General features: G+C 72.8%; 12 protein-coding genes. 10 read left to right on the forward strand and 2 right to left on the reverse strand.

The window, feature by feature from the left end; translation table 11 throughout:
* Nucleotides 1-60: 60 nt before the first annotated feature.
* The gene (locus ACZ7MF_RS17395; protein ID WP_471477659.1) at nt 61-1,236 is read right to left on the reverse strand and encodes a GDSL-type esterase/lipase family protein; all 1,176 of its coding nucleotides are present in this window, start codon (nt 1,234-1,236) and stop codon (nt 61-63) included.
* A 193-nt stretch (nt 1,237-1,429) separates the two neighbouring features.
* Between ACZ7MF_RS17395 and ACZ7MF_RS17400 the strand changes: the two genes are divergently transcribed.
* The 9 genes from ACZ7MF_RS17400 to ACZ7MF_RS17440 all read left to right on the forward strand — a co-directional run bounded on the left by ACZ7MF_RS17400 (nt 1,430) and on the right by ACZ7MF_RS17440 (nt 10,394).
* Nucleotides 1,430-2,365 (forward strand): GlxA family transcriptional regulator, encoded by a 936-nt coding sequence (locus ACZ7MF_RS17400; protein ID WP_471477660.1) that lies wholly within the window; start codon nt 1,430-1,432, stop codon nt 2,363-2,365.
* A gap of 179 nt (nt 2,366-2,544) precedes the next feature.
* Nucleotides 2,545-3,480 (forward strand): hypothetical protein, encoded by a 936-nt coding sequence (locus ACZ7MF_RS17405; RefSeq protein WP_471477661.1) that lies wholly within the window; start codon nt 2,545-2,547, stop codon nt 3,478-3,480.
* Nucleotides 3,481-3,553: 73 nt separating this feature from the next.
* Nucleotides 3,554-3,892: an SCO0607 family lipoprotein gene (locus ACZ7MF_RS17410; RefSeq protein WP_471477662.1), complete on the forward strand. Its 339-nt coding sequence runs from the start codon at nt 3,554-3,556 to the stop codon at nt 3,890-3,892.
* Nucleotides 3,893-4,046: 154 nt separating this feature from the next.
* Nucleotides 4,047-4,919, forward strand: coding sequence for a hypothetical protein (locus tag ACZ7MF_RS17415; protein WP_471477663.1), 873 nt, complete (start codon nt 4,047-4,049; stop codon nt 4,917-4,919).
* A gap of 107 nt (nt 4,920-5,026) precedes the next feature.
* Nucleotides 5,027-5,890: a DMT family transporter gene (locus tag ACZ7MF_RS17420; protein WP_471477664.1), complete on the forward strand. Its 864-nt coding sequence runs from the start codon at nt 5,027-5,029 to the stop codon at nt 5,888-5,890.
* Nucleotides 5,891-6,014: 124 nt separating this feature from the next.
* Nucleotides 6,015-6,761: a GntR family transcriptional regulator gene (locus ACZ7MF_RS17425; protein ID WP_471477665.1), complete on the forward strand. Its 747-nt coding sequence runs from the start codon at nt 6,015-6,017 to the stop codon at nt 6,759-6,761.
* A gap of 13 nt (nt 6,762-6,774) precedes the next feature.
* Nucleotides 6,775-7,539, forward strand: a complete 765-nt coding sequence (locus ACZ7MF_RS17430) for a sulfite exporter TauE/SafE family protein (protein ID WP_471477666.1) — start codon at nt 6,775-6,777, stop codon at nt 7,537-7,539.
* Nucleotides 7,540-7,612: 73 nt separating this feature from the next.
* The gene (locus ACZ7MF_RS17435; protein ID WP_471477667.1) at nt 7,613-9,067 is read left to right on the forward strand and encodes a basic amino acid/polyamine antiporter; all 1,455 of its coding nucleotides are present in this window, start codon (nt 7,613-7,615) and stop codon (nt 9,065-9,067) included.
* A gap of 64 nt (nt 9,068-9,131) precedes the next feature.
* Entirely contained in the window at nt 9,132-10,394 is a 1,263-nt protein-coding gene (locus ACZ7MF_RS17440) for an arginine deiminase (RefSeq protein WP_356855838.1), read from the forward strand.
* Nucleotides 10,395-10,405: 11 nt separating this feature from the next.
* Here the strand turns inward: ACZ7MF_RS17440 and ACZ7MF_RS17445 are convergent, their stop codons facing one another.
* Complete coding sequence (locus tag ACZ7MF_RS17445) at nt 10,406-10,690, reverse strand: hypothetical protein (protein WP_356855840.1); 285 nt, start codon at nt 10,688-10,690, stop codon at nt 10,406-10,408.
* A gap of 283 nt (nt 10,691-10,973) precedes the next feature.
* Between ACZ7MF_RS17445 and ACZ7MF_RS17450 the strand changes: the two genes are divergently transcribed.
* Nucleotides 10,974-11,432: a hypothetical protein gene (locus ACZ7MF_RS17450; RefSeq protein WP_356855842.1), complete on the forward strand. Its 459-nt coding sequence runs from the start codon at nt 10,974-10,976 to the stop codon at nt 11,430-11,432.
* Nucleotides 11,433-11,441: the final 9 nt, after the last annotated feature.

Consider the following 11,441-nt stretch of genomic DNA (forward strand, 5'->3'; position numbering starts at 1 on the left):
AGGACCGGGCCGTGCGGACCGGGCCGTGCGGACCGGGCCGTGGGAACCGGGCCGTGGGGCTCACTCTCCGAAGGCGCCCCCGTCGGCGAAGGCCAGCTTGGCGAAGCGTTCGCCGATGAGGCGGTGGGTGGCGGCGTCCGGGTGGATGTCGTCCGGCAGGGGCAGGTCCGCCGCGTCGGCCTGTCCGTAGAGTTCGCGGCCGTCGAGGTAGTACAGGTTCTCGTCGTCGGCGGCCCGCTCCGACACGATCCGGGACAGCTCGTCGCGGATGACGTTCAGGGTCAGTTTCCCGCTCGCGCGCTCCGCCGGGTCACCCGTGGCGACGAACCGGAGGCGGCCCTCGGCGATGCCCGAGAAGTCGGGGGCGAGCGGACCGGGGGTGTCCTCCTGTACGGGGCACAGGATGGGCGAGACGACCAGCAGCGGGGCGGTGGGGTGGCCCTCCCGGAGGGTGTCCAGGAAGCCGTGCACGGCGGGGCCGAAGGCCCGCAGCCGCATGAGGTCGGCGTTGACCACGTTGATGCCGATCTTCACGCTGATCAGGTCGGCGGGGGTGTCGCGCATCGCCCGTGCGGTGAACGGGTCGAGCAGGGCGCTGCCGCCCAGCCCCAGATTGATCAGTTCGACGCCGCCGAGGGAGGCGGCCAGGGCGGGCCAGGTGGTGGTGGGGCTCGCGGCGTCCGAGCCGTGGCTGATCGAGCTGCCGTGGTGCAGCCAGACCCGGCGGCCGGGGTCGGGGGCGGGCTCGACGGGGGCGTCGGTGCGCAGGGCGACGAGTTCGGTGGTCTCGTTGTGCGGCAGCCAGATCTCGATGTCCTTGGTGCCTTCGGGCAGGTCCGCGAAGCGGAGGGTGCCGACCTCACCGGGCTCGACGCCCGCGGTGCCGGTGGTCATGTCGATGGTCAGGGTGTTGCCACCCACGACACTGCCCCGACCCGCCGGACGGCCGTCGACGAGCAGGTCGTACACGCCGTCCGGACGCGGCGGGACGCCGACGTAGACCCGCTTGGTGGGCAGGGTGTCCAGTTCGAGAACGGTGGCGCGGGTGCGCAGGGCCAGGCGTACGCCGGAGGGCTGGGACTCGGCCATGGCCAGTTGGCCGTCGTTGTTCTGCGCGCGGGCCCTGGCGGGCAGCCGGTGGGGCAGCAGGCCGCGCTCGGTGCGCTCCAGGTCGAGGGCGCCCCGCAGCAGGTCCCCGGTGAGGGGCGTGGTGATCCAGTCGTCCGTGGTGTGCATGTCGCCTCCGGCGGTGGTGCGTCTCGCTGCGTCGCGTCTTCCTTCGTCGATTATGCAGTAACCTAATTATATTAGGCAAATTGCTTATCATGCTAGGCGGCTGGTTCGGCTGCCTGTGGCAGGAGTGACAGCTTCCGACGGGAAAACGCCACACCCGCCGATCGCCGGTCCGCGAGGAGGTACTTTCCGGCCCATGCACACCGTCGCCGTTCTCGCGCTCGACCAGGTGATCCCGTTCGACCTGTCCACCCCGATCGAGGTCTTCACCCGTACCCGGCTGCCCGACGGCCGTCCCGGCTACCGGATCCGGGTGTGCGCCGAGCACCCCGAGATCGACGCCGGCGCGTTCACGCTGCGGGCCCCCTGGGGGCTGGACGGACTGCGGGACGCGGACACCGTCATCGTGCCCGGCACGGCCGCCGCCGATCCGGTCTCCCCGGCCGTCCGGGAGGCGCTGCGCACGGCGGCCGGGAACGGCACCCGGATCGCCTCCATCTGCTCCGGCACCTTCCCGCTGGCCGCCACCGGACTGCTCGACGGGCTGCGGGCCACCACCCACTGGATCGCCGCGGAGGCCCTGGCCCGCGCCCATCCGGAGGTCGACGTCGACCCGGACGTCCTCTACGTCGACAACGGCCGGATCCTCACCTCGGCCGGTGCCGCCGCGGGCCTCGACCTGTGCCTGCACATGATCCGGCGGGACTACGGCTCGGCGGTCGCCGCACACGCGGCCCGGCTGTCGGTGATGCCGCTCGAACGCGAGGGCGGCCAGGCCCAGTTCATCGTCCACGACTACCCACCCGCGCCGCGCGGCTCCGCCTTCGAACCGCTGCTCACCTGGCTGCGGGAGAACCTCGCCCGCGACCTGTCCCTCGCCGACATCGCCGCACACGCGGGGATGAGCACGCGGACGCTGATCCGCCGCTTCCGGGAGCAGACCGGCAGCACCCCGATGCAGTGGCTGCACCGTGCCCGGGTCCGCCAGGCGCAGCACCTGCTGGAGACCACGGAGCACTCCGTGGAACGCATCGCCGCCCAGGTCGGCTTCGGCTCGCCGACCGCATTCCGCGACCGCTTCAAGCGCACCACCGGAGTCAGCCCGCACGCCTACCGGCGCACCTTCGGCTGACGGCGTCACCGGCCCGGCACCGTACCGGGTGGGACCCGTCCGGGTCGCGGGGCCGCCCGGGTGACCGTAGACAGAAAGCAGAAAGCAGAAAGCATGGTCATGTGCGGCGGCGGAGAGCCGCGGACCGGGGCCGAGGGCCGACACCAAGGGACGAGAGCAAGGGACGGAGGGTCGAGGCCATGCCAGGGGTCGAGCAGGTCCTGGACGAGCTCTACGGCATGCCGCCGTCCGTCTTCGTCCCCCACCGTGAGGAACGCGCCGCGGCCGCCAGAACGGCAGGCCGCAAGGAGGACGCCCGTCGCATCCACGCCGCCCGCCGGCCCACGCTCGCGGCCTGGGCGGCCAATCTCCTGACCCGCTCCCGGCCGGAGGAGACCCGGCGGTTCCTGGAACTGGGGCAGGCACTGCGCGAGGCACACCGTACCCTCGACGCCGCCGGGCTCAAGGAACTCTCGGGGCAGCGCCGGCGCATCGTCGCCGCCCTCTCCCGGCAGGCCGCACAGCTCGCCGGTGAGGCCGGGCACCGGCTGTCCCAGGCGGCGCAGCAGGAGGTGGAGTCGACCCTGCGCGCGGTCCTCGCCGATCCGGACGCGGCCGACCAGTGGGCCGGGGGGCGCCTGGAGGTCTCCCTGACCCCGCCCTCGGACTTCCCCTCGGGCACGGCTGGGGCGACACCGGCCCGGACCGCGGCACCCGAGCCGGCACCGCGCCCCAAGTCGCCCCGCACCACCACCGCCTCCGGAACCCGGGCGAAGGACGAACTCGCCGAGCGGCGCCGTGAACGGCAGGAGGAACTGGAGCGGGCCGAGCGGGAGGCGGAGCGGGCCGCGGGACACCTGCGGGACACACGCGCCGAGCAGACCGGCGCGCAGGAGTCGCTCCACCGGGCCGACGACGAGCTGGGCCGGATCCGCGAGACGGTGGCCACCGCCGAGGAGAGGCTGCGCGAGACCCGCGAGGACCTCGACCGGGCGGAGCGGGAACGGCGGGCGGCACAGGAGCGGCACCGAACGGCCGCGGACGACGTCGCGGGGGCCGAGCGGGAAGCGCGGGCGAGCGCACGCCGACTGGACCGATTGGCCGGCCGTGACAGGTCGTACGGCTCGTCCGATTGAGTACCCGTACTCATGAGGTGCTTCCCCCCGGCGGGGGACGCTTGCCGCACCAGTCACCCACAAGGAGTCAACCGTGCGTACCAGCAACCCGGTTCACCGACCGTCGGCCGCACCCCCCGTCCGCACGAGGCGAACCGTTCCCGGTCTCGTCCTGGCCTGTGCCGCCGCCGCGGCCGTCCTGACCGGCTGTTCCATGGAGGAGGCCACCTGCGGCGGCGGTGAGTACCCGGTGCTGTCCGTCGGGGGCACCGGCGGCGCATGTGTGCCCAACGGCGAGGAACCGCCCGAGGGTTATACCCGCTACCCCGAGGGCAAGGTCCCGGAACACGTCGGTGACAAGTGGGACACCTACTGGCAGACACACACCGTCGACGAGCACGGCAAGGTCGTGGAGGTGCCCGAGGGCGGGTGAAGGACGCGCTCCGCGGTCCGAACACACACCCGGGGTTGCGGCGGCACATACCACGAGGGCGACCATACGTGGTATACCGACTCGGCAGCGAACAGGGCAACAACCGGGGCTGCGCGTCAGCCTTCACGGCCGCGAACCAAGGAGAGTCAACACCATGTCCGAGAGCACGATGCAGTCCGCCACGGAACTGGCCTCGCAGTACAGCGTCCAGGTGACCGACGACCTGGAGCGCAACGTCAAGGAGCAGGAACGTGTCAGCACGGAGATCACGGCTCTCCAGCAGCAACTGGCCGCGCTGCAGCACGACCACGCCCTGCTGGTGAACATGCAGCAGGCCCTCGGCATCACCCCGCAGCCGGCCCAGGCCGCACCCGCGCCCGAGTCGGCCTCCTCGACCGGGGCGGCCACCGTGCCGGCGCCGCGCGGCAGTGCCGCTCCGCAGCCGGAGACGGGCAGGCGGACGCGGGGCCGGAAGAGCACCACCGCACCCAAGCGCGCCGCGGCTCCGAAGCCCGGTGCCAAGCCTGCCTCGAAGCCGAAGGCGAAGAAGGCCACGAGGTCCACCGCCACGGCCACCACGAAGGCCACCACGAAGCCGGACACGAAGGCGGACACGAAGACGGTCACGAAGGCGAGCGCGAAGACGGCGCCCGACGCGGCCACCACGGCACCGGCCAAGTCGGCCGCCAAGTCGTCCGCCAAGCCCGCCACCAAGCCCGCCGCGAAGAAGGCGGCGGCGCGGGCCACCGCCCAGCCCACCCTGGTGGAGCTGGTGCGCGAGCACCTCGTCGGGCAGCGGGAACCGCGGTCCGCCGCCGAGGTCACCACGGCGCTGAGCGAGGCCCATGCGGGACGCAGTGTCAAGACCACGGTCGTGCGCACCACGCTCGAGGGACTCGTCGCCAAGAACCAGGCGCAGCGCACCAAGCAGGGCACCTCGGTCTACTACACCGCCACCGAGGCGCCCGCGCCCGAGCGGAAGCAGGAGCCCGCCGCCGAGGCTCAGTCCGCGCGGAGCGAGAGCTGAGCAACAGCTGAGCGAGAACTGAGCGGCAGCTGAGCCGCCCCCGTCGTCCCGTCGTGCCGCGGGCGCGCGGGCGCGCGGCCGGGGGGATTCGGGGTGAGTATCGGTGGATGGGTGTCGTCCTGCCGGTGCTTTTCGCACTCCTCGCCGCGTTCAGCAACGCGCTGGCCACCGTGCTCCAACGGCGCGCCGCGCTGAGCGTGCCGCAGTCCCAGGGGTTCCGCCCCGGTCTCGTCCTCGACCTGTTGCGGCGACCGGTGTGGCTGGGCGGGATGCTGGCCGTCGTGGTGGCCGGTGTGGGGCAGGCGGTGGCCCTTGCGACGGGGCCGCTGTCACTCGTACAGCCCCTGTTCGTGCTGGAACTTCCGCTGGCCCTGCTGCTTGCCTCGCTGCTGACCGGCAACCGGATGCCGGAGGTCCTGTGGCTCGCCGTGGGCGGGGTGGTCGTGGGGCTGGGTGTCGCGCTCGCCTCGGCCGCGCCGGCGGGCGGCAAGGCCGAAGTGCCCCTGGACCGCTGGGTGCCGGCCCTGGTTGCCTGTGCCGGGGCGGCCGTGCTGCTGGCCGCCGCGGGCTTCAAACGCCCCGTCGGCAAGGCCCGTGCCGGTTGCCTCGGCGCGGCCACGGCGGTGTGCTACGCGCTGACGGCCGGTCTGATGAAGGACTCCATGCGCGTCCTGGACTCCGACGGTGTGGTCGGCTTCTTCACCGCATGGCAGACCTACGGATTCGCCGTGGCCGGGGTGTGTGCCGTGCTGCTGCTGGAGCACGCCATGCAGGGCGGTCCGCTCGTCGCCTCCCAGCCCGCCCTCACGCTGGGCGACGCGACGGTGAGCCTGCTGCTCGGCGTGGTCCTCTACCGCGAGGACGTGCGCGGCGACTGGTGGGTCGTGCCGCAACTGCTCGGGGTGGCGCTGGTCGTCGTGGGCGTCTTCAACCTGGCCAGGCGCGGTGCGGATCTGCGCACCGCGCAGTGAGCGCGACGCGGGGAGGGTGGCGAAGTGCGCCACCCTCCCCGCGAACCCGCAGGTCAGTCGTTTCCGCAGGTCAATGAGGGTGGCGTAACTTCGGCGAAACATGACTCGGGTTACCGTGAGCGGCATGGACCACCACGGGGGACGGCCGCGCGCCGAGCGGGCCCGGGAACTGGCCGACGCGCTGCGGCAGCAGATCACGGACGATGCCTTCGCCGACGGCGTGCTGCCCGACGAGCGGGACCTGGGCCGCCGGTTCGGGGCCTCGCGCAACGCGGTGCGGGACGCCCTGGCCCTGTTGCGCGAGGAGGGCCTGATCACCCGGCGGCGCGGGGTCGGGACGACGGTGCTGCTGCCGAAGTACGGGCACGGTCTCGACCGGCTGACCGGGCTGGCCGAGGAGCTGACCGGCCGCGGCACCGTGACCAACGAGGTGCGGGTCGCGGCGGAGGTGCCGGTGCTGCCCGCCGCGATCGCCGCCCGGCTGGAGGTGCCGGTCGGGACGGGCGGTGTGTACGTGGAGCGGCTGCGGTGGCTGGACGGGCTGCCGTTGTCGTTGGACACCAGCTATCTGACCGTCGAGGCCGGGCAGGCCGTGCTCGCCGGCGACCTGCGGGACCGGGACGTGTTCGGCCTGATCGAGGAGGCCGCGGGCGCCCGGCTCGGGCGCGCCGAGGTGGCCGTGCACGCGGTCAACGCGGACCCCGGCACGGCACGGCTGCTGGGGATCGAGCCCGGGGCGGCGGTGTTCGCCCTGGAACGGCTGACCCGGCTGGCGGACGGCCGGCCGGTGGACGCCGAGTCGATCCGGATCCGCGCGGACCGGATGGCGCTGCGCGCCACGCTGCGTCGTGGTGGGCCGCGGACCCCATGAGAGGAGGCCGGTGATGGCCGGTGCAAGTGTGCCCGTGCTGGTGGCCCTGGGGCTGCTGGGGCTGGTCGGCGGGGTGGGCATCACCGCCGTAGGGCCGGGCGGTGTGCTGCCCACCATCGGTCTGTTCGCCCTCACCGGTCTGACCCCGGCACAAGTGGCCGGGACGGCCATCGTCACCCATGTCGCCACCGGGATCCTCGCGACCGCCGCCTACACCCGCTCCGGGCAGTTGCGCGAGCCCACGACCCGGCGCACGGCACTGGTCCTCGCGGTGAGCGCGGTCGCCGGGACCCCGCTCGGCGTCCTGGTCAACTCGTATGTGTCCAAGCGGATGTTCGGGCTGGTGCTCGGCGTGTTCGTGGCGGGCGTGGCGGCGCTGGTGTGGTTCCGGGAGCATCGCCGTCCGGCCGCCCCGCGGGCCCACCCGCCGACGGCGGTGGTGGCGGGGCTGGGCTGCGCGGTGGCCGTCGCGGCCGGGGTGGTCGGCATCGGCGGACCGATGCTCACCGTGCCCCTGCTGGTGGCGCTGGGCGTACCCGTGCTGGAGTCCCTCGCCTCGGCGCAGGCGCAGTCCGTCGTCATCGCCGGTGTGGGCACGGTGGGTTACCTGGCCCAGGGGGCCGTCGACTGGCCGCTGGCGGTGCTGGTCGGGATCCCCGAGCTGGCGGGGGTGCTGCTGGGCTGGCGGATCGCGCACGCGCTGCCCACCCGCCACCTGAAGTACGCCCTGATCACGACGCTGCTCGCGCTCGCCCCGTACCTCGCCCTGCACGGCTGACGGCGACCAAGATGCCCCAAGCCACCACATGTCGCACAGTGGTCACAATCGATCGGCCAGCCGGAGGGACGGCATGTCGCAGGCCGCTGCTTCCGACGTCGACAGCACAGCCCCACCCGCCGCGAAGGTGGGTCTGTTCACCCTGACCTCCATGGTCGTCGGGTCGATGGTGGGCGCCGGGGTGTTCTCGCTGCCGGGGCGCTTCGCCGAGGAGACCGGCGTGGCGGGCGCGCTGATCGCCTGGGCCATCGCGGGCACCGGCATGCTGACGCTGGCCCTCGTCTTCCAGTCCCTCGCCGTGCGCAGACCCGACCTCGACGCGGGCGTGTACGCCTACGCCAAGGCGGGCTTCGGCGAATACCTCGGCTTCTTCGCGGCCTTCGGCTACTGGGCCAGCTCGTGCGTGGGCAACGTGACCTACTGGGTCCTGATCATGTCGACCGCCGGGTCGATCTGGCCGGAGCTGGGCGACGGGGACACCGCCGTGGCGGTCGTGCTGTCCTCCGCCGGGCTGTGGGCGTTCTTCTGGCTGATCCGGCGCGGGGTGAAGGAAGCGACGGCCATCAACCGGATCGTCACGGTGGCCAAGCTCGTCCCCATCGTCTTCTTCGTGGTCCTGGCCCTGGTGTACTTCGATCCGGGGGTCTTCGCGGACAACTTCGGCGGCGCCGACTACGCGGGTTCCCTCTTCTCACAGGTGCGCGGCACCATGCTGGCGACCGTCTTCGTCTTCCTCGGCGTGGAGGGCGCCAGCGTCTACTCCCGGCACGCCGGGCGCCGCTCCGACGTGGGCAGGGCGACGGTGCTGGGCTTCCTCAGCGTCTTCGCGGTCTTCGCCTCGGTGACCATCGTGTCGTACGGCATCATGCCGATGGCACAGATCGCCGACCTGCGCCAGCCGTCCATGGCGGGCGTCCTGGAGGCGGCCGTCGGCACCTGGGGCCGGGTGTTCATCAGCGTCGGTCTGATCGTGTCGGTCCTCGGCGCCTATCTCGCCTGGACCCTGATGGCGGCGGAGGTGCTCTTCGTCGCGGCCAAGGACGACGACATGCCGCGCTTCCTGCGCGGTGCCAACGCAGCCGACGTGCCGGTGCCCGCGCTGCTGATGACGTCGCTGCTCACCCAGCTGGTGCTGATCGCCACCAGTTTCTCCAGCGACGCCTTCGACTTCGCGCTCAACCTGACCAGCGCCCTCTCCCTGATCCCGTACCTGCTGGCGGCGGCCTTCGCGGTGCGGATCGGCAGCCGGGACGACCCGCGCACCGAGGGCGGCCGCACCTCGCGGCGCGAGCTGGCCGTCGGTGTCGTCGCGACGCTGTACACGGCGTTCCTGCTGTACGCGGCGGGGCTGAAGTTCGTCCTGGTGTCCTTCGTCGTCTACGCCCCGGCGACCGTCCTGTTCGTGATGGCCCGCCGGGAGCAGGGCCGTCGGCTGTTCTCACCCGGGGAACTCGTCGTCCTGGCCGTCTCCGCGACCGGCGCGGCGGTCGGCCTCCTCGCCCTGGTGGCCGGGTGGATCAGCCTCTGACTCCTTTCCCCGCTCCTCTCCCCCCGCTTTTCCCCCGCTCGTACGCATCCCTCCAGGAGGCCGTGTGACCAGCAACGAGAGCGCCGTGAGTCCCGCGCTCGGCGTCCATTCCGAGGTCGGCAGGCTGCGCAAGGTCCTGGTGTGCTCCCCCGGCCTCGCGCACCGGCGGCTGACTCCCACCAACTCCGACGAGCTGCTCTTCGACGACGTGATGTGGGTGGAGAACGCCCAGCGCGACCACGCCGCCTTCGTCGGTGAACTGCGCCGGCGCGGGGTGGAGGTGGTGGAGCTGCACGACCTGCTGGCGCAGATCATGGCGGTACCGGAGGCCAAGGCGTGGCTCCTGGACCGGAAGATCACCGCCAACCAGGTCGGCATCGGTCTCATCGACGCGGCCCGCGCGTATCTGGAGACCCTCTCGCCGAGGGAACTCGCCGAGTACCTCGTCGGCGGGCTCGCCACCAGTGACCTGCCCGAGGACTTCCGCTCCCCGCACCTCGCGCTGGCCCGCGAGTCCACCGGCGCCCGCGAGTACCTGATGCCGCCGCTGCCGAACACCCTGTACACGCGCGACACCACCTGCTGGCTGTACGGCGGTCTCACCCTCAACCCGCTGTACTGGTCCGCGCGGCACGACGAGACGCTGCTGATGAAGGCGATCTACACCTTCCACCCCGACTTCAGCGGCTCGAAGGTGTGGTGGGGGGACCCGGAGCGGGACTGGGGCCAGGCCACCTTCGAGGGCGGCGACATCATGCCGGTGGGCAACGGGGTCGTCCTCATGGGCATGAGCGAGCGCACCTCCCGGCAGGCCGTCACCCAGGTCGCCGCCGCGCTGTTCCGCAACGGCGCCGCCGAGCACGTCGTCGTCGCCGGGATGCCGAAGCTGCGGTCCGCCATGCACCTGGACACGGTCTTCACCTTCGCCGACCGCGACGTGGTGACCCTCTACCCCCGCATCATGGACGCGGTGCACACCTTCTCGCTGCGCCCCGGCGACCGGGCCCCCGGTTTCGACGTGGTCGACGAGGGGTCGACCCCCTTCGTCGACGTCGTCGCCAAGGCCCTCGGGCTGCCGAAGCTACGGGTGGTGGAGACGGGCGGCGACGCCTACGCCTCCGAGCGCCAGCAGTGGGACAGCGGCAACAACGCCGTCGCGGTGGAACCGGGTGTGGTGTTCACCTACGACCGCAACACCCTCACCAACGCGCTGCTGCGCGAGGCCCGGGTGGAGGTCGTCACCATCGTGGGCGCTGAACTGGGCCGGGGGCGCGGCGGCGGGCACTGCATGACGTGTCCGCTGGTGCGTGACCCCGTCGACTTCTGACGCCCGCGACCTCAGCGGCAGAATCCGTAGGCCTGCTCCAGCCACCGGTGCAGTGCCGTGTGCACGCTGCCGGGGAGCACACTGAGCTGCTCGATGGCGGCCCGGTCCCCGGCGGAGGGCGCGATGCCGGCGGCGGTCAGCAGGGCGAGCAGGTCGAGGCGGCGCAGGTCGACGGGGTCGACGCGGCAGGGGACGCGCCGGGCGGGGTCGGGCGGCTGGAGCAGGAAGTCGCCCCGCGTGTCGCGGGAGCGCGAGTGCGTCGGGGCGGCGGCGGTCGGAGCAGTCGTCGGGTGCATACCGCGGTCCTCCACGTGAGGGGCGCCCGGTCGGGTCGCCGTTCTTGACGGCATGAGACACCGGGGGACGGACGGCGGTTGCGGGCCGGCGCGAGGACCACACGGGGGATGCAATCGGCGTCTTGTCGCACGAACCGGACGGCCGGGCGGACGCCCAGGCCGGCGGCCCCGCGGCCCCGGCCGCTGCTCCGTACGAGTGGTGCGTTCACGGAGGCGGTCGTACGGTCGGAACGGAGAAAAGGGGCAAGCGGAGACAAGCGACCCCGAGACGGCGGGAGCAGACATGGGCAGGAACCCGATGAGGGCAGCGGTCACACTCTGTGCCGCCGCCGCGCTCGCAGTACCCCTGGGCACGGCCTCCGCCGCGCCGTCGGCGCAGCCCGCGGCCCGCACCCAGCAGACGCAGGATCCGGTGCTGGTGGACTGCTCCGGGCAGCCGGAGATCGGGCCCGAGGCGTACGTGCTCGCCTGCGGGGACGGCAACAGCCGGCTGGTCTCCCTGCGCTGGTTCCGCTGGGACCCGCAGGCCGCGGTGGGCCGGGGCACCAACGCCGTCAACGACTGCGACCCGTACTGCGCCGCGGGTGCCTTCCACTCGTACCCGGTGACCGTGCGGCTCGACATGCCGACGGGCGGGGAGCAGGGCACGGGCCAGCCGCACTTCACCCGGATCACCCTGACCTACACCGACGGCAGGCCGGACGGGTCCCCGCGCACGGTGACCTACCCCCTGCCCGGCTGACCGGCCGGC

The organism is Streptomyces sp. NPDC111628 (assembly GCF_055635195.1).

Coding starts and splice junctions, on each gene's coding strand:
- ACZ7MF_RS17395 (WP_471477659.1), bottom strand. CDS start 1,236: ATGCACACCACGGACGACTGGATCACCACGCCCCTCACCGGGGACCTG.
- ACZ7MF_RS17400 (WP_471477660.1), top strand. CDS start 1,430: ATGCACACCGTCGCCGTTCTCGCGCTCGACCAGGTGATCCCGTTCGAC.
- ACZ7MF_RS17405 (WP_471477661.1), top strand. CDS start 2,545: ATGCCAGGGGTCGAGCAGGTCCTGGACGAGCTCTACGGCATGCCGCCG.
- ACZ7MF_RS17415 (WP_471477663.1), top strand. CDS start 4,047: ATGTCCGAGAGCACGATGCAGTCCGCCACGGAACTGGCCTCGCAGTAC.
- ACZ7MF_RS17420 (WP_471477664.1), top strand. CDS start 5,027: ATGGGTGTCGTCCTGCCGGTGCTTTTCGCACTCCTCGCCGCGTTCAGC.
- ACZ7MF_RS17425 (WP_471477665.1), top strand. CDS start 6,015: ATGGACCACCACGGGGGACGGCCGCGCGCCGAGCGGGCCCGGGAACTG.
- ACZ7MF_RS17430 (WP_471477666.1), top strand. CDS start 6,775: ATGGCCGGTGCAAGTGTGCCCGTGCTGGTGGCCCTGGGGCTGCTGGGG.
- ACZ7MF_RS17435 (WP_471477667.1), top strand. CDS start 7,613: ATGTCGCAGGCCGCTGCTTCCGACGTCGACAGCACAGCCCCACCCGCC.
- ACZ7MF_RS17445 (WP_356855840.1), bottom strand. CDS start 10,690: ATGCACCCGACGACTGCTCCGACCGCCGCCGCCCCGACGCACTCGCGC.
- ACZ7MF_RS17450 (WP_356855842.1), top strand. CDS start 10,974: ATGGGCAGGAACCCGATGAGGGCAGCGGTCACACTCTGTGCCGCCGCC.